The organism is Sinobaca sp. TMA16-18 (assembly GCF_059510535.1).
Map to the genome: position 1 here is coordinate 202,833 of NZ_JCAKFM010000005.1, position 17,693 is coordinate 220,525.

General features: G+C 47.3%; 18 protein-coding genes. 10 read left to right on the forward strand and 8 right to left on the reverse strand.

Features of this window, described 5'->3' with window-relative positions:
* The first annotated feature begins 114 nt into the window (after positions 1-114).
* Positions 115-630, forward strand: a complete 516-nt coding sequence (locus AC5W14_RS11340; protein WP_496057790.1) for a hypothetical protein — start codon at positions 115-117, stop codon at positions 628-630.
* Here the strand turns inward: AC5W14_RS11340 and AC5W14_RS11345 are convergent.
* From AC5W14_RS11345 to AC5W14_RS11355, 3 genes are all read right to left on the reverse strand, one after another.
* A complete protein-coding gene (locus AC5W14_RS11345; RefSeq protein ID WP_496194445.1) occupies positions 606-1,022 on the reverse strand; it encodes a VanZ family protein in 417 nt (138 codons plus the stop codon). The two genes, AC5W14_RS11340 and AC5W14_RS11345, sit on opposite strands and share 25 nt — an antisense overlap.
* 108 nt (positions 1,023-1,130) lie before the next feature.
* Positions 1,131-1,553, reverse strand: coding sequence for a VanZ family protein (locus AC5W14_RS11350; protein ID WP_496194446.1), 423 nt, complete (start codon positions 1,551-1,553; stop codon positions 1,131-1,133).
* Between the two features lie 148 nt (positions 1,554-1,701).
* A complete protein-coding gene (locus tag AC5W14_RS11355) occupies positions 1,702-3,396 on the reverse strand; it encodes a C69 family dipeptidase (protein ID WP_496194447.1) in 1,695 nt (564 codons plus the stop codon).
* A 230-nt stretch (positions 3,397-3,626) separates the two neighbouring features.
* On the opposite strand from AC5W14_RS11355, the gene AC5W14_RS11360 reads away from it, so the two are divergent.
* From AC5W14_RS11360 to AC5W14_RS11370, 3 genes are all read left to right on the forward strand, one after another.
* Positions 3,627-5,009 (forward strand): cobyrinic acid a,c-diamide synthase CobB, encoded by a 1,383-nt coding sequence (locus AC5W14_RS11360; RefSeq protein WP_496194448.1) that lies wholly within the window; start codon positions 3,627-3,629, stop codon positions 5,007-5,009.
* A gap of 336 nt (positions 5,010-5,345) precedes the next feature.
* Positions 5,346-6,527 carry a formamidase gene (gene fmdA, locus AC5W14_RS11365; RefSeq protein ID WP_496194449.1) on the forward strand — a complete coding sequence of 394 codons (1,182 nt, stop codon included), beginning with the start codon at positions 5,346-5,348 and terminating at the stop codon, positions 6,525-6,527.
* Positions 6,528-6,540: 13 nt separating this feature from the next.
* On the forward strand, positions 6,541-6,816 hold the full coding sequence (locus AC5W14_RS11370) for an FmdB family zinc ribbon protein (RefSeq protein WP_496057784.1): 276 nt from the start codon (positions 6,541-6,543) through the stop codon (positions 6,814-6,816).
* A gap of 341 nt (positions 6,817-7,157) precedes the next feature.
* Here the strand turns inward: AC5W14_RS11370 and dinB are convergent, their stop codons facing one another.
* A complete protein-coding gene (gene dinB, locus AC5W14_RS11375) occupies positions 7,158-8,270 on the reverse strand; it encodes a DNA polymerase IV (RefSeq protein ID WP_496057783.1) in 1,113 nt (370 codons plus the stop codon).
* Between the two features lie 201 nt (positions 8,271-8,471).
* Between dinB and AC5W14_RS11380 the strand changes: the two genes are divergently transcribed.
* From AC5W14_RS11380 to AC5W14_RS11390, 3 genes are all read left to right on the forward strand, one after another.
* Complete coding sequence (locus tag AC5W14_RS11380; RefSeq protein WP_496194450.1) at positions 8,472-9,260, forward strand: SGNH/GDSL hydrolase family protein; 789 nt, start codon at positions 8,472-8,474, stop codon at positions 9,258-9,260.
* An 82-nt stretch (positions 9,261-9,342) separates the two neighbouring features.
* Positions 9,343-10,041 (forward strand): CpsD/CapB family tyrosine-protein kinase, encoded by a 699-nt coding sequence (locus AC5W14_RS11385; RefSeq protein WP_496057781.1) that lies wholly within the window; start codon positions 9,343-9,345, stop codon positions 10,039-10,041.
* A 173-nt stretch (positions 10,042-10,214) separates the two neighbouring features.
* Positions 10,215-10,457 (forward strand): DUF5683 domain-containing protein, encoded by a 243-nt coding sequence (locus tag AC5W14_RS11390; protein ID WP_496194451.1) that lies wholly within the window; start codon positions 10,215-10,217, stop codon positions 10,455-10,457.
* Positions 10,458-10,506: 49 nt separating this feature from the next.
* On the opposite strand, the gene AC5W14_RS11395 is transcribed toward AC5W14_RS11390, so the two are convergent.
* The 4 genes from AC5W14_RS11395 to AC5W14_RS11410 are packed head-to-tail and all read right to left on the reverse strand — an operon-like array spanning position 10,507 to position 13,747.
* Complete coding sequence (locus AC5W14_RS11395) at positions 10,507-11,397, reverse strand: ABC transporter substrate-binding protein (RefSeq protein WP_496057779.1); 891 nt, start codon at positions 11,395-11,397, stop codon at positions 10,507-10,509.
* 11 nt (positions 11,398-11,408) lie between these two features.
* The gene (locus AC5W14_RS11400; RefSeq protein ID WP_496057778.1) at positions 11,409-12,158 is read right to left on the reverse strand and encodes an ABC transporter permease; all 750 of its coding nucleotides are present in this window, start codon (positions 12,156-12,158) and stop codon (positions 11,409-11,411) included.
* Between the two features lie 2 nt (positions 12,159-12,160).
* The gene (locus AC5W14_RS11405; protein ID WP_496194452.1) at positions 12,161-13,135 is read right to left on the reverse strand and encodes an ABC transporter ATP-binding protein; all 975 of its coding nucleotides are present in this window, start codon (positions 13,133-13,135) and stop codon (positions 12,161-12,163) included.
* A gap of 15 nt (positions 13,136-13,150) precedes the next feature.
* Positions 13,151-13,747, reverse strand: coding sequence for an ABC transporter permease (locus AC5W14_RS11410; protein WP_496058214.1), 597 nt, complete (start codon positions 13,745-13,747; stop codon positions 13,151-13,153).
* A gap of 381 nt (positions 13,748-14,128) precedes the next feature.
* On the opposite strand from AC5W14_RS11410, the gene AC5W14_RS11415 reads away from it, so the two are divergent.
* The 3 genes from AC5W14_RS11415 (at position 14,129) to AC5W14_RS11425 (ending at position 17,620) form a co-directional block, all read left to right on the forward strand.
* A complete protein-coding gene (locus AC5W14_RS11415; protein WP_496057776.1) occupies positions 14,129-14,905 on the forward strand; it encodes a GTP pyrophosphokinase in 777 nt (258 codons plus the stop codon).
* Complete coding sequence (locus AC5W14_RS11420) at positions 14,898-15,764, forward strand: TetR/AcrR family transcriptional regulator (RefSeq protein ID WP_496194453.1); 867 nt, start codon at positions 14,898-14,900, stop codon at positions 15,762-15,764. Before AC5W14_RS11415 ends, AC5W14_RS11420 begins: the two co-directional genes overlap by 8 nt.
* Before the next feature lie 74 nt (positions 15,765-15,838).
* Positions 15,839-17,620 carry a helix-turn-helix domain-containing protein gene (locus tag AC5W14_RS11425; RefSeq protein ID WP_496194454.1) on the forward strand — a complete coding sequence of 594 codons (1,782 nt, stop codon included), beginning with the start codon at positions 15,839-15,841 and terminating at the stop codon, positions 17,618-17,620.
* The last annotated feature ends 73 nt before the right edge of the window (positions 17,621-17,693 follow it).

Consider the following 17,693-nt stretch of genomic DNA (forward strand, 5'->3'; position numbering starts at 1 on the left):
CACTTGTGAAATTTTATTGACAATTTTTTACTGGAGCACTGGAAAAACAGGATACCCTGCCGATATTAAGAAAGACAATTCGAGACGTTTATTATATAGAAAAAGGGGCCAACTATGCTAAGTCAACTAATCACCTCTAAAACGAGGCTTCGTCTGCTTCTCAAGTTCTTCGTCAGAACTGAAAATGAAGCTTACCTCCGCCAGCTGGCGAAAGAATTCAATGACTCCGCCAATGCAGTACGCGTGGAATTAATGCGTTTAACGAACGAAGAACTCCTGCTTACAAGAGATGCCGGCAATACAATAATGTACCGGGCGAATACGGAGCATGAATATTTCGGAGACCTCCAGCGCCTTGTATGGCGGTTCACGAAATGGGAAGAAATGAAACACATCTGTGAATCACCGGCTGTAAAAGAAATATACCTTGGAGAAGTGAATGAAGCCAAATCTTTTGAATACATAATTGTTCATGATCTTGATAATGCAGGGGCCCAGCATTTGTTTTTTCCGAAAGAGGGGACGCCGGTAACCATCATGAATCCCGACCAGTTTGCGGAACAAAAAAAAAGCAGGAAATCCTGCTTTAAAATCTGGGACTATTCTTATCTCAGCCAGTTAATAAAATGAATAATCTGCACAGCTGTAAAAGCAATAAATAGAGTAAACGCTGCAGCAGAAGAATTTAGAATTACATCGCTGACAGCAGCACTGCGTCCGTCTATGAAAAATTGGTGAACTTCATCGAGCAGCCCTACAAAGCTTGCGCCAACCCAGCCAATCACATACGACCATTTTGATTTAGAAAAAGTGCGCCATAAAATAAGAGCGATTACACTGAAAACCATAACGTGAGCCGTTTTTCGAACAGCGAAATTCAGTGGTTCTGCCGGAATAAGCGGAACGATCGAAAGGATGCGTTCGGTGTTCTGTCCGGTAGCCACCGAAGAAGATGTCAGTGCGTATAATGCTATTACAAGAGCTGCACCAATCAACAGCCAGTGCCATCGTACCATGGCCATAATAAGTGCCTCCCTTTTTGTTTGCTGCAGAATCAATCAGTATATAATGCTTTTTACCGAAAGTCCACTTCCTCTTATACCCTGTCATATGTTTCCACTAACGGCTGTTTACGTAAACAGCCGTTTTTTGCTTCGTTTGCGGGTGAAAAACAATAACCCCCATACAGCAACTAGCGCAGCGGCAGCTCCGGCCGCATTAATCAGGACATCGGTAAACAAGGCGGTCCGTTCCGGTACAAAGGACTGATGCCATTCATCCACCAGCCCGTACCCGGAAGCGAGAGCCCACGCTTTAACAAAGCGAAGCGATGCCCCGCGCAGCGTCAGCCAGAACAAAAAGGCAAGCAGACCGAACGCCGCCAGATGCACGGACTTTCTAAGAAAAAAATTCACGACAGCTGCATCGAGAAACGGATTGGTAAACATCCGTTCCGTAGAGCTGCCGGTAAAAATAGTCAAGCGGGTGGCTATTGCGATCATAAGACACCAGCTGATCGCTGCCATTCCCCAAATATATCGTGTATCCAACATGTCTGCATCACCTGTAGAAAAGTATAAAGCAGGGAAAAAAGAAAGTCACGAAAATCCGGGCAGATAGGGTAGGGTGATGGACAATAGGGAAAGCAGCAAAAAAGCAGGAGGAGCCGCTGGCTGCGGCATTCTCCTGCTTTTTTATTTATTATTTAACGGAATCTCCGCTGTAAATACCATGCTCCCGCGGATACTCATCCAATGAAGGGTCATAGCACGATACCTGTTCACTGTTGTCTTCGAGAGCCATGGACTGACTCGAAGGCGGGGTGGTTTCTCCTTCCGCGTCCCGGCCTTCCGGACTTCTGATGCCATATTCACTGCGCGTTTCTTCTTCCACACGGTCGGTCAGCTCCATGCCAAGATCCAGGCTTTCCAGCAGCCGCTGGTTTACATAACTAGTAACAAACTCCCCAGCTTCTTCCGTCTCACCAGCTTCAAGCATCCGGGCTGCTTCATGCTCCAGGCTTGCCTGGCCGTCGAGCATCTTTTTTTCAAACTGCTCGATTTCTCCGGTGACATCATGTAGAAAGGCCTCAGGATTGTCGCATGTGTAATACATAAGCCGTTTAAATTCTCTTACAGCAGAACGGGAAGCTTCCTGGGCCGCATAGTCAGAAGAAAGAAAGTGCGAATCCCCATCTTTCGTTAAATAGCGGTGCTGCAGAAACTCCGGCGGCACTTCTTCTGTGGCAATAGGAATAGGGACATAAGGAGTAGTGACAGCTCCGGTAGTAGCAAGCCAGAGGGTCTGGAGTTGATCATCGACCTCCGGACGGAGCTGGGCGACCTGGCCGTAACCGGAAAAGTCATTGGACCATCTTGGATCCCTTACAAGGGCGAGCATATCTTCAAGGCTTACAGGGGCCATCTGCTCGAGCTCATCTTCCCGGTCATAAGGAAGACGGGAAGCGGTGTAATGGTCTTCAGCTTTATCGACTCCTTCCCCGGGAAACGGTTCCCCGTACACTTCCTGCAGATCCATTACAGAGCTTGCATCCTCGGGATCCCTCCAGCCTTGTTCTTCGGCAAAAGTAATGAGATTGTCGGAAGCCATGAAATCCTCGCTTTCTTCAAAATCCACCGGGAAATCATTAATATAGCCGGGATAAGACACTCTGACTTCATCTGACCCCAGGCGTTCGGCAGCCCAAAGGCCCTGGCCGCCGGCATAATTTATAAAGACCCATCCTTCTTCTTCGTCAGCGAATAAATGCGAATTTCCACCATAAGTAGAATAGCCGTGCTCATCAATTAAGCCGCCAATGATTTCCACCGCTTCTCTGGCTGAACCTGCCCGCTCCATAGCAATTCTGGAAAGGTCACTGTAATTTGGTCCCTGCTGGGGTTCAGGAGTCATTTCCACTAATTCTTCCCGGGAAGGGGACCAGATATCCCTTGCGGCTAATCCTTTGTCATTCAATCCTCCGTTTGTTAAAGGAGGAGGAAACCCTGCGAATTCCGAATAAGTAGAGCTGATGTATTTATTCGTATGTGCGGCCTGTGGTATTTCGATAAGCTCTCCTTCAATACTCGCTTCATCGGTTACTCCTACTTCCATCATGGCGCCGTCCGGATGGCTCTGCGCCGGGACAATGTCAATCCAATGGCTGGACGGTTCATGGCCGAAGCCGCCAATTAAAGTGGAGCCATCTTCTGTAAGTTCGCTTCCTACGTAAAATCCGATGCTTTTTTCTTTCGTTGGATAGTTCTTTTTTTCTTCCGCTGGTTCATGCACTTCCTCTGCCTCTGCTTCCTTTTCGATACCGTTACTCAGTAGATATCCGGATGTTCCCGTCAGGCCCAGGACAAGCGCCAGGCTGCCGGCTAATCTTTTTTTCATCGTCGATCTCCTCCTTTTAAATGGTGGTGTGCAAGAGTATATACTTAAAAGAGTAATGGATTGTCATCGGTAAAGCAAATTAATTACAGAATATTTAGAATTTAAAGAAATTTCCCAGTACAAGCGGAAAATGGAATTGACTTTCATAAAAAAAGACAATACCGTAAAGAATGATAGAACCTATTTCTATGTGTAAGTAGACTGCATTTACAAAAAAAGGACGTGAAGGCATGAATCCAAGAATCGTGATCGCCGGCACAGGAAGCGGAAGCGGCAAAACAACCGTTACCGTCGGCCTGCTCCAGGCTTTTCAAAATAAAGGACTGCAGGCTCAGGGGTTCAAGTGCGGGCCTGATTATATTGACCCGAGCTATCATACAGCGGTGACCGGCCGGTCTTCAAGAAACACAGACAGCTGGATGCTCGGGGAAGAAGGAATGAAGGATGTGTTCCGCCGCGGGAGCGGAGATGCGGATATTTCGGTGATTGAAGGCGTGATGGGCATGTATGACGGGAAAAGCCCAACATCTGACCACGGAAGTACAGCGGAAATCAGCCAAATGCTAGAAGCACCGGTTATTTTAGTTGTTAATATTTCAAGTATGGCAAGAAGCGCGGCCGCTGTTGTTAAAGGCTTTCAGTCGTTGTCTGATTCCAACATTGCCGGCGTGCTGCTTAATATGGCGGGAAGTGAAGGCCATGCGAAGCTCTGCCAAACAGCGATTGAGCAGGAATGTCACGTGCCCGTCGTCGGCTTTCTGCTGAAAGGGGACGCACCGACTATTCCGGAACGGCATTTAGGACTGATCCCTGCCATTGAGCGGGGAGAACTGGACAGCTTTTTTGCTGAGCTGGGCACGGTGATGGCAGAGCGGATTGATCTGGATCTGCTTTATGACATTGCCGCTTCTGCTCCTGATAGAGTGTGGCCGGTTCGGACACCTATCGAAGCGGAACATAAAGCTGTGATTGCTGTAGCGTATGATGCGGCGTTTAACTTTTATTATCCGGAAAACCTGGAGCTGCTGGAGGAAAGCGGAGCCGAGCTTGCCTATTTCAAGCCGCTTGAAAATGAACCGCTGCCTTCTCATGCAGACGGTCTTTACATTGGCGGCGGCTTTCCGGAGGAATTTGCAGAAGAACTTTCTGGAAATCAAACAACAAAAACGTCGATCCGTGAAGCGTTAAAAGAAAAGCTCCCTGTGTATGCGGAGTGCGGAGGCTATATGTATCTGGCGGACACGTTGACGACAACGGACGGCACAGCACATGAGATGCTCGGCATAATACCGGTGGATGTTACGATGCAGACGAAACTTGCTTCCCTTGGCTACAGGGAGATAACCGCTTTGGACGATTCTGTTATTATGCGCCGGGGAACGGTGGCGAAGGGCCATGAATTTCATTATTCTACCGCACAGGCAAAAATAGACTGGCCTCCTCATCACGAAGTAAAAGCGATGAGAGGCACGGAGCAGGAAGGGTATTATACGGACCATATCACAGCGGGTTACACGCATCTTCACTTTGGATCGAATCCATCCATACCGGCCCGATTTGTCCAAAAAGCCGCCGCCTGGCGGGAAAAACAAGAGACTGCCGCGCAAAACTGATTTTCATTAAAAAGGTGGAACATACGTATTTTTAGGGGGTCGCTTTCCGCAGGCCATGCCTCAGCTAAAGAGGGAAAGAACACCCTCTTTATCTTCACCTATGGCTGGTCTGCCGGAGTCTCCCCTGTTTTTTTCTGTTATTGTTGACAGACTTTCTAAAGAATTCAAGATCTTAATCAAGTGACTTCTCGATCATTTAGAAAAGAGTATTCTTTCTGCTTCTTTTAATATTTTTCATTTTGTGTACATTTTCTAACATTAAAATTCTGATTTTTCTGATATAAAATGAGGATTATAGGGAATAATATCTAAACTATGCAAAAGGAGGAATAAAATATGCCCGAAAAGTTATTCAAGGTGGATTTGTCAAAGTCAATGGATAAACAGGATGTTCCCGGTCACAACAGGTGGCACCCGGATATTCCTGCCGCTTTTTCTGTTGATCCCGGCCAGTCGTTTCGGATGGAGTGTCTGGATTGGACGGACGGCCAGATCAAAAACAATGACGACCCGTCCGACATCCGTGACGTCAACCTGAACCGCGTACACGTACTGAGCGGTCCGGTTCATGTGAATGGGGTGGAACCCGGCGATCTGCTCGTAGTAGACATTCTTAACGTAGGCGCTCTGCAGGAACAGGAATGGGGATTTAACGGCGTATTTTCGAAAGAAAACGGAGGAAGCTTCCTGGTGGAACATTTTCCGGAAGCCCAGAAATCGATTTGGGACTTTCACGGTATCTATACGACGTCCCGGCATATTCCGGGCGTGAAGTTTGCCGGCATTATCCACCCCGGGCTGATCGGAGTGGCACCGTCGCATGAGCTTCTGGCAGAATGGAACAGGCGCGAAGAAGAGCTTGTGAAAACGGATCCGGACCGGGTTCCGCCGCTTGCGAACCTGCCGGACAAAGACAGCGTCGTGTTAGGAACATTAAAAGGAGAAGCATTCGATAAAGTAGCAAAAGAAGGAGCCCGAACCGTTCCGCCCCGGGAAAACGGCGGCAACTGCGATATTAAAAACCTCTCGCTCGGTTCGAGAATATATTTTCCGGTCTTCGTGGATGGAGCAAAGCTTTCTGTCGGCGATCTTCATTTCTCCCAGGGGGACGGGGAAATTACGTTCTGCGGCGGCATTGAAATGCCGGGCTGGATTGATCTTCATGTAGACGTCATTAAAGGCGGCATGGAGAAAAACCACATCCAGAAAAATCCGGTGTTCCAGCCTGGTCCAATGGATCCACAGTACAGCGAATACCTTGTATTTGAAGGAATATCAGTCAACGAATCCAATGGAAAGCAGAGCTACCTGGATTCCAACATCGCCTATCAGAATGCCTGCCTGAACGCGATTGAATATTTGAAAACAAAAGGATATACCGCAGAACAGGCGTATATGCTGCTGGGAACGGCACCGGTGGAAGGCCATATCGCGGGTATTGTAGATATTCCAAATGCCTGCTGCACCGTGTCCATTCCGAAAGCCATCTTTGACAAATCGATGGATCCAACAGAATAAGGAGGGAAAGCCTGTGCCTGTGTACACATTTGAATGCGGAGAAGGGGACAGATTCGACGAGTTTCATTCTTCAACAAAAGGGGATAAAAGCCGGGCAGTCTGCCCTTCCTGCGGCGGAGAGGCAAAACGTTTGTTCTTTGCTCCGTCTATTTACAAAATGAACAGCACCGTAAAGCAGAAAATCGACAGCGGGGCCGAGCCGCGCCTTCGAAAAAAAGGCGAACCGGCCGGTACACCGATTCGCAAAAAACGTCCCCCGGTTTCCCGTCCGTGGCAGATTGGCGGATAGGGACTGTCTCAAAACTTACTCTGTAGATTGGGTTCTTCGTTTTACCAATAATAAGAGAAGCCGGACGAAACCCCTCATATTCCTTTTGGAAGCAATACGAGGGGTTTTACATACAGCGATAGTCCTCTCTTTTGACAATAGGGTAAAACAAAACCATAAAAAGGACCAGGCGGTGACTCAGGCAGACCAGCCATCGGTGAAGAGTAAGAGAGCGTTCTTCTCCTCTTTAGCTGAAGCATGGCCTGCCGAAAGCTTCCGCCTGGATAAACCCCCTATCTATTTTTTCAGAATCGGATGGGGATGTTTCTTTTTTCAACTGTACGTTTGGGACAGTCCCTTTATTAAAACAAACGAAGCTGTTCGTAGCGCGTCGTTTTGTATACTTTGCCTCTGCCGCCGGCCGCATCACCGGCTCCGTGGAAGTCAGAAGTGGTTACGCCGAGCAGCCGGACTTCCCGGCCGAGTGAGGCGATATGCTCAAGCTGCGCGCCTAAGGCAGCAAGCAGAATTTCCTGGTCATCGGTCGGGTCATCAAGCGTTGTCCGCCGGGTAATCTGCTTAAAATCGTAGAATTTTACTTTCAAGACGACGCATTTCACGCGGATGCGGTCTGCCTGCAGACGGCTGAGGACCTGCTGCAGAAGGTCTTTTATGATCGGAAGCATGTCCTCGTATTCGCTGATGTTATGCGGCAGCGTCGTTTCCCGTCCCATCGATTTGCGCTCCCGGTACGGATTGACTTCCCGCTCGTCGATTCCCCGGGAATTGTTGTAAAACGTATGGCCCCGCTTGTGAAAAATACGGACCAGTTCTTCTTCGCTCCATTTCAGCAGATCAGCACCTGTCTGCACTCCCATGTCGAGAAACGTTTCTTTCGTGGACTTTCCGACGCCGCGGAAGTCGCCGATAGGGAGTTCGTGAATAAAGGCCGGCGCCTTTTCGGGGGTTACGACGGTCAGGCCGTCCGGCTTTTCGTAGTCGGAGGCGATTTTTGCGAGAAATTTATTATAGGACACGCCGGCAGACGCGTTCAGGCCGGTTTTTTCCTTGATTCTCTTTTTGATTTCTCTCGCTACATACGTGGCCGAAGGGTAGCCCAGCTTGTTTTCCGTTACATCCAAATAAGCCTCATCGAGCGAAAGAGGCTCTACCAGATCGGTGATGTCATAAAATATATCCATAATTTCTTTGGAAACATCCCGGTATTTCTGCATGTTCACCCGCACAAACACTGCCTGGGGACAGCGCTTATACGCTTCGTGGGAAGCCATGGCGGAATGGATGCCAAAAGGCCTGGCTTCATAGGAGCAGGTAGCCACTACCCCTCTGGAATGGGGGCTTCCGCCTACAACAACTGGTTTTCCACGGAGCTCGGGACGGTCCCGCTGTTCGATGGACGCATAAAAGGCATCCATATCGATATGAATTATTTTTCGAATAGGGGTTTTATCCATCTGTTGTCACCCTTTTCCTCATTTCCGTTTCATTTCCTTCATTATATAGAGAGAACGTTAGAAAAACAAACGCACGTTCGTTTGGCTCTTTTAAAAGGGAAATATTTCCTTTGTTCTTTATATAGTTCTTTGAATTTGCCATTTTTTTAGGTAAGATAGGGGAAGTGGCAGTTTCATTATTATGAAAATTGGGGCGTAAGTATGAAAAAAATGGGTTTTGCAGCATTGATTGTCGTATTTATAGCTGTAATGGTATATGGGAAAATTCACTACGATCAGAAAATAGCTTCGACGGTACAGCCGGACGAAGAACATACAGAAGACTCATCTGTATCCGGTGCAGAAACATCCTCTTCTAATGGAACGCCTCTGGAAGGCGCCCAGGAAGAATTTGGACAGAGGCTGCAGGAAAGCATGGATGCAGGAGAAGAGCTTACCATCGTCTTATCCGGGTCCGGGGCTTTGGAGTCGGCAGAGGAGAATGTGCCTTTCCTGCTTCAGGAAAAACTGCGCAGCTTTTATGATACAGATGATATCATAGTGCAGGCTTCTACGTTTGGCGACAGTACATCGCTTGAAGTCATGGCAGCAGATGGAGATGTAACGGCGGCCGGACTGGAGCCGGATGTGCTCGTTTTTGAACCATTTGTTTTAAATGATAACGGACAGGTAAGTGTAGAGGATACGCTCTTTAACACGAATGCTTTTGTGAATACGGTGGAGGCCGCCAATCCGGAAACCGCTGTGTTCATACAGCCGCCGCAGCCGGTGTATGAAGCAAGGTACTATATTGAGCAGGTGGACGCCCTTCAGGCAGATGCCGGAGAGAACAACTTGAATTATATTAATCACTGGGAAGCATGGCCGGATACAGACGATGCTGCCCTGGAAGAAGAGTACTTAGAAGAAAACGGTGATCCGTCCGCCGAAGGACATGAGCTGTGGGCGCAGGCGCTTGCAGATTATTTCACGGGAGAAGAGGCTTTATAAATAAGCCGAATCTCCTGAAGGCAGTATGGTACACTAGAAGCATTGAAAATAAGATACATAATAGATAGCAGGAGTGTGTATAATGGCAAAACGCAAGAAGGATCAAACCGGGCAGAACAGCCGTAAGCTGGTTACCTGGTTCAACAGCAAGTCGCCGGTAGCCGAGCAGTACCGGACGATCCGGACTAATCTTCAGTATGCATCGGTCGATAATAATGTCCAGACAATTGCAATCACGTCAGCAGGCCCGGGTGAAGGAAAGTCTACTACTGTGGCAAACCTTGCCGTCACGATGGCCCAGCAGGGAAAGAAAACGATTCTCGTTGACGCTGACTTACGGAAACCGACGGTACACTATACGTTCCGCCGTACGAACACAAATGGACTTATTAACGTGCTCGCCAATAAAGAGCCGTTTCACACGTTTACCCAGAAAACCGAAGTGCCGGACCTGGATATTCTTCCAAGCGGCCCAATTCCACCGAACCCGGCCGAAATACTCGGAACAACGGCTATGGAAAACCTCGTAAATGACTTAAAGAAAGAATATGATATTATTTTATTTGATGCGCCGCCGGTACTTGCCGTAACGGATGTGCAGGTTATTTCTAAATACTGTGACGGCACCATTCTTGTGATCAAGAGCGGCGGCACAGAGAAAGATTCTGCCATCAAGGCGAAAGAACTGCTTGAAGTAACAGGCATCCCGGTCCTTGGCTGTATTTTGAACCAGGTTAAAGGAATGGATCAGCGCTATTATTATTATTACGGAGAATCTTAATAACAGCTGTTGACAACAAGCCTGCAGTAAGATAATATTTAACCAATCAACGCGTTTCTCTAATAGAGAAGCGCGTTTTTCTACGTCTCAGGACGTATTTATAGAAAATACGCGTGAAGGCGTGAAAAAAAGGGTAAAGACAGACAGGTATCATAAATAGAAAAGGCAGTGTGATGAAAATGATGAAAAGTCCCGGTTTAGCCGCCGTATTAAGTTTTTTAATCCCCGGCTTAGGACAGATTTATAATGGACAAATTTTTAAAGGGCTGATAATAATTGCCATCCAGGCCGTGAATATTCTACTCATGACTATTCTTATCGGTTATGTCACGTACTTTATCTTCTGGGTATATGCCATCTATGATGCGTATCGTAAGGCGGACAGGCACAACAAAAGAGCCAGTGTCAGACGATAAGATACAAAGAAATCTCCCCTTCTGCTTTATCAGCAGAGGGGAGATTTTTTTACTGCTCAATCAATTCATTTTCTTCCAGAAACTGTTGAACGACGAGTTCCACACTTTCTCCTTCAATATCTACCTGATAATTAAGAGCGCGCATTGTTTCACTGTCAAGAATGTCTTCGAGCGGGGCGAAGATCTCCTCGATTTCCGGGTACTCTTCATAGACGTCCTCTGTCATCGAAACGGCGGCGCTGTATGACGGGAAAAATCCTTGATCGTCTTCGAGTACGCGGAAGCCGAAATCGTCAATACGGGCGTCGGTGGAAAACCCGACAGAGGCATTTACTTCATTATTGTTCAGGGCATTGTAGTACAGGCCCGTTTCCAGCTCTGTTACGCTTCCTTCCAGGGAAAAATCATAAAATTCTTCCATACCGGGCAGTCCGTCCGCGCGATTGGCGAACTCAGCGTCCGTCGCAAAATTAATTTCCCCCGGGTTGTCATTAATGTAGGAAGCGAAATCGCTGATTGTTACGATCCCGAGCTCTTCAGCTTCCTCTTCCTGCATCATAACGGCATACGTATTATTCGCTTCCGTCAGGTTCCGCCAGACGATGTCGTTTTCGGCATCGAGGCGGTTTACTTCCGCGAACGCTTCATCGGCATCGACGATCGGCGGCTGGTCCAAATAAGTCACCAGCCCCGTGCCTACATAATCCCATGTAATATCAATCTGTTCGGTTTCCAGAGCCTGGCGCAGTGCCGTGCTTCCTAATTCCGATATTTCATCTACTTGAAAGCCGTTATCTTCCAGCAGGAAGACCGACATTTTAGCTAAAATAGCCTGCTCGGTAAAGTTTTTGGCGCCTACTTTCACGGATTTCCCGCCTGCCGAACAGGAAGAGAGCACAAGCACCAGGGCCAGCATACTAATCCCAATTAATCGTTTCATGATTCAGCCTCCTATGCTTCATTTGCTTCCCGTGCCAGAATGAGGCCTTTAGGGGTAAGAACACGCTCCAGGTAGCGGAACAGCAGGTCTACGGTAATTGCCAGCAGCGTAACCGGAACAGCACCTGAAATGAGATATGAATTATCAAACAGGCGGATGCCGGTAAAAATCCATACGCCAAGGCCGCCGGCACCGACAAGGTACGCAAGAGCTGCCGTACCGATATTAATAACAAGCGCCGTGCGGATTCCGGCAATAATGGATACAACCGCATTGGGCAGCTCCACTTTCCATAGAATCTGTGTGTTAGTCAGGCCCATGCCGCGGGCCGCATCTTTCGTATTTTCATCAACCGAGTCAAGGCCGGCAATTGTATTCTGCAGTATAGGCAGAAGCGAATAAACAAACAAAGCAAGGATTGCAGCTTCAATTCCAATACCCAGAAAACCCATGGCCAGTGCGAGCACTGCCAGACTCGGAATCGTCTGGCCGAGGTTGGCAACCGTGACGATAAACCACTCCGTACGACGAAAGGCCGGACGGGTCACGAAAATGCCGAGCGGTACGGCAATAAGCACAGCCGCTAATCCGGAAGCGAAAATAATGAGAACATGCTGGCCGAGAAGTTCAAGAAACAGAGCGGGCTGTTCGTAAATCTGGCGGAACATGCCCTGCGAGAATCCCCAGATAAAGAAAGCCGCAATAACGGTCCAGAGAAGAATTTTTACAATCAGGGCTATGCGCTTGTTAACCGTGTCCATGTTCAGCCCTCCTGTCCCTTAATTTCTTTATGAAGAAATTGTTCCAGAAGATCCATTGTCAGGCTGCCGTGGTTGTTGCCATCGTTGTCTTCAATAACAAGCTGATCGGCTTCCTGGTTTAAAATCATTGAAATGGCGACACGGAGCGAGGTGTTTTCATTAATGGTCCGGATATCCTTGGACTCGAAGTTAGGCTTTAACGTAAACGCCCGATACAGGTCTTTTACCGTATACAGGCTCATGCTTTTAAGAACGCGGTCCGAGCCGACGAACTCATTGACGAATTCGTTTTTCGGATGATTTAGAATCTCCGCCGGGGTATCGTACTGCATCACTTCCCCGTCGCGGAGAAGTACAATTTTGTCTCCCATTTTTACCGCTTCATCAATATCGTGGCTGACAAATAGAATCGTTTTCTTAACCTCACGCTGAATCTGCAGGAATTCCTCCTGAAGCCGGGCGCGGATAATCGGGTCGAGGGCACCGAACGGCTCATCCATCAGCATAACGGGCGGATCGGCTGCAAGTGCACGGGCCACGCCGATACGCTGCTGCTGCCCACCGGACAATTCATGGGGGTAGCGTTTTCTGTACTCATCCGGGTTCAGGCCGATCAGGTCCATTAAATAGTTAAAGCGGTCCCGCTTTTTCGCGCGGTCCCAGCTAAGAAGCTGAGGAACGATCATCATATTCTGCTCGATGGTCATGTTTGGAAACAAACCATTGCTTTGAATGACATAGCCGATTTTACGGCGCATTTCAATTTTATTAAGGGTGGTTACATCTTCCCCATTTAATAGAATGGACCCGCCGGATATCGTTTCGAGCTGGTTTACCATACGAAGCAGCGTCGTTTTCCCGCAGCCGGACGGGCCGATCAGAATAACCATATCTCCGTCTTCAACGGTTAAATTGACATCGTTGATCGCTTTTACATCGCCTTCATATACCTTATTTACATGGTCGAACTGTATCATATCGTCACCCTCTAATTAGTTAGCGCCTTTAGGCGTCAGTTTCTTTTGAATCAGCTTTAAAACAAAGTCAGCCAGTATAGCAACAACAGCAACAGAAATGGCTCCGGCAAGTACCATAGTGGTGTTCGCCCGGACGATTCCCTGATAAATCACAACGCCGAGGCCGCCGGCACCAATAAATGCGGCGATGGCCCCAATACCGATGTTAAGCACGGTCGCCGTGCGTACGCCAGCCATAATGAGTGGCATGGCGTTGGGGATTTCCACTTTCCATAAGCGCTGCATCGTCGTCATGCCAAGCCCGTTCGCTGCATCACGAAGCTGGGGATTGACGTTTTGAATGCCTGTGTACGTATTGCGGATAATCGGAAGCTGGGAATAAAGCACGAGCGCAAGAAAAGCCGGCAGGAATCCAACTCCCTGATTAATAATGGATAGAACGGGAATCATGACACCAAAGAGGGCAATACTTGGAATCGTCATAAAAATGGAAGCCAATTGCAGAATAGTGCCGGCCAGGTATTTGTTAGTCGTTAAATAAATACCGATCGGCACCCCGATCAAAATAGCAGTAATCGTAGCCAGCCCGACAATTTCCAGATGATCAAGCATGTAACCCCAAAGAAATGGATAGTTTTTTACAAAATATTCGATTAATTCGTTCATCGCGGTTTCTCCTTTACTTAAAATAAAGCCTGTTTCTGCCATAGCGGCACGATACAGACTTTTGCCGTTTCTGTAGTTACGAGCTTGTTTGAATAATTTTATCATATCACTATAGTAATTTTAAGACAAACCCTGTCATAGAGGGATATAACGACTTAATAGGCGATAGCTGTGGCTCACAACAATTAAACCGCTTAGAAGAGAAATCATTTTTTAATAAAGAGCCGGATCACTAATAGAAAATACAGTCTATTCAGTGTATAATATGACTATAAAGTCATATTTTTGACTTATTGGTCAACAACCGATAGAAACGGGGGATCATTTATGAAACAAGACCAGCCTTTATTAACAGCAAAAGAACTAAAGGCACTCAAAACGGAACTAACGCGCTTTATGATGGCCTATAAATTTGCGTTGGATGAAGTAAATACAAAAATAGATATATTAAAACAGGAATTTCATTATGTTCATGACTACAACCCGATAGAAAGCGTGAAATCCAGGCTCAAATCGCCGGAAAGCATTCTTAAAAAAATATACAAAAAAGATATTTCTCCTTCGCTGCCGGCTATTGAAAAACATATTAAGGATATTGCTGGAATCCGCATCACCTGCTCCTTTATTTCCGATATATATAAATTAAGCGATATGCTGCAGAAGCAGAAGGATGTCTGCGTGCTGGAAGTGAAGGACTACATTGAGTCACCCAAGCCCAACGGCTACCAGAGTCTGCATTTGTTGTTGGAAGTACCTGTGTTCATGTCTGACAGGGAACAGAACATGTGTGTCGAAGTACAGATCCGTACAATAGCGATGGACTTCTGGGCGAGTCTGGAACACAAAATATACTATAAATACAATAAAACAGTGCCGGAGAGGCTTAAAGCAGAATTAAAAGAAGCGGCAGACTCTGCTGCCCATTTGGACAGAAAGATGGAAGCTCTTCATCAGGAAATGAATAAACTGAAAGCAGAATCGGATGAAGAAGAAGATCTGCATGAATTAATCATTAATGACAGCCGATTTCCTATTCCCACTGATTTTCTGAAACCTTATCTACTTAATGGAAACCACAAAACGGATCAGAATCATAATGAATAAAGAAAAGCTGATTCTGGAACAGGCGGTGCAGTTATTTTCGGAAAAAGGGTATGCGTCCGTCTCCATCCAGGAGATTGCGAACGCCTCCGGCATAGCCAAAGGATCCCTGTATTCTTATTATCCATCCAAAGATATGCTGCTTCTGGCTGCTTTAAATTATTATTTTGAGCAGGTTATGGAAGAAGTGAATGCGGAACCGCAGCAGCAAGGAAAAGAAAGAGAAATATTCATCAGGCAGCTTACGATTTTTTTTGAATCGATTCTGGCCCACAAGGAGTTTATGGATTTATCGATGTACAGCCAAAGCTCCACGCTTCACCATTCAATTCAGGAAATGGCCGCCGAAAAGCAGGAGGAGGTATATGCCTTTTACTCAAACGGCCTGGCCGCCGTTTACGGAGATAAGGCTGTGCCCTATATTTATGATCTATCTGTAATGCTGGAGGGGATTCTTCGTTCTTATATACGTGTGTCCTCCTTTTCCAACGACCCCGAGGGTCCGGCTTCCTTTATAGCGTTTCTTATGAGACGGATGGATGATATCACAGACGGGCTGGCTGCCAAAAAAGAAGTGCCGGTTGTAACAGAAATTCATGTGCAGTCCCTTCACCGGAAGCGGGAAAAAAGCAGAGCAGGCAAAAAAGAAAAGCTCGACGCAGAAATAGAGGCGATAAGAAAAGTGCTTCAGGGAACCGCCGATAAAGAATATTTTATGGTCAGTTTGAATGTGCTGGAAGAAGAACTCGCTGCCAGCCACCCCCGTCTCCCGGTAATAGATGGCATGCTGGCAAACTTTATGAGGCTTAAACAGGTAAATCGGCATGTAAAAGAAATAAAATCCCTCCTGAAAGAAAAATAAACAAGCACAGTTTCGCGGAAGCGGAGCTGTGTTTTTGCTAAACTAATAGAATAGATTCAAAAGGGGAGACGCATATGGAAACAGAAAAGCGGCTGATGAGCGTTATCAATGCAGTAAAGGTCCTGAGCTCTACCAGAGACCTGCCGGAAGTGCTGAATCAGCTGATTAAAGAAGTATTGAATGTGATCGGCGGCGCCAATGCGGCCGTTTTGTTTCTATATGACAGCCGGTCGGACACGCTCTATGCCCAAAGCGCCATGGGATTTGATATGGAGCAGCTCAAGCATGTCCGCCTCGCGCCTGGAGAGGGAATGAGCGGCAAAACGTTTGTATCTCAAAAAGGAAATATTTTCTCGTCGCCTGACCATACGACCCGGGGAATGGAAAACCTTACCGGAAATTCGGAGCATTACTACGCCCGGTCCCTTGGAGAAATGGCCTATCCGGTAAGCGCTATCTGCGTGCCGATTATGTCCGCTGAGGAGAAATGCCTTGGCGTCCTGACGGTAGATATATTTGAAAAAGACAGGCAGTTTGATGCATCAGATCTGCAGCTGTTGGAAACATTTGCCGGACAGGCGTCTATTGCTGTTGAAAATGCGCGGCTGTTTTCGCAGAATAAACGAACTAAACTGATCCACGAAGAACTCTCCAAAGTATCCCTGGCCAAAGGCGGCCTTGGTGATATTACCAAAGCGCTGTCGGGGCTGATTGAAGAGGAAGTGGTTGTATTTAATGAACGGATTGATGTGCTGGCAGTGTCGGGACCAGCGGCAGCAGAGAAAGGGGAAGCCCTCCAAACCGAGGCCGAACCGCTGTTGAAATATGCGATCAGCCGAAACAGTTCTTCCACGAGCGAAGCATTATTGGACGGGGACTCCTACCTGACGTATTTTCTTCCCATTCAGGCAGATGGGCTCGTACTCGGCCTGCTGGCGATTATTGTAGAAAAAAATACCGTATTTGATCCGCTTGATCAGTTTGCGATTGAGCAGGCTATTACTATTTTTGCGATGGAGATGAACCGGCGGGACCGCTTTCTGGCAGAAGACTTTCATTATTCCGGCGCTGTGCTCGAGCAGCTGATCCATGAGCCGTACAATGAGTTTTCTTCCGATGCCCTGGCACGGCTGAATTTTCCGGAGCTCGCTCGTCATCATTATGCAGTAGTGCATTTATATGTAAGAGATCCGCTGCTTCCTTTTCAGGAGGTCGGGGAAAAGAAAAAGCAGCTGATGCGCGTGATCTATAGAGAAATAGAAAGCATCCCGATAAAAACGCTCGTATACGAACGAAACATGGAAGTCACATTTATGTTTACGGTAGCCGCTTCCTCCTCAGAGGAAAGCGTGTTTGATTCACTCGAACCGCTGTTTTCTTCTATTATCCACTATGCCGGTCGGGAATGTGAGCTCAAAGGCCTTGCCGGATTCGGGCAGGTTGTCGGTAAACTTCAGGATGTTCATCTGTCCTATAAAGATGCGAAACGCTGTGTACAGTATCTGCAGGCCGGGGAGGGAAGCCGGAATCTGATGACGTACCGGCAGCTCGGTCCGTACCGCTTGTTTTTAAAAATGGAGCGCGGAGAGCTGCAGGATTATGCAGATGAAGTGCTCGGCCGGGTGGCGGAGCATGATAGAAAGCATGAAACCGAACTGCTGAAAACGCTGAAAGTGTACGTGGAGTCCAATCAGAACATGGCGGCAAGCGCAAAGAAATTATATGTACATGTGAATACGATTAAGTACCGTCTGCAGTCCATCTATCAACTGCTGCACACCGAGAAGCTGGATGGCCGGGAGTTGTTTGAACTACAGCTCGGTCTGCATATTATGGAATATTTGAATACCAAATAATCCGTTGGGGGTAACCGACAAACAAAAGCCAGAATGTTTGTTGGTTACCTCTATTTTATATTTATTTGAATTA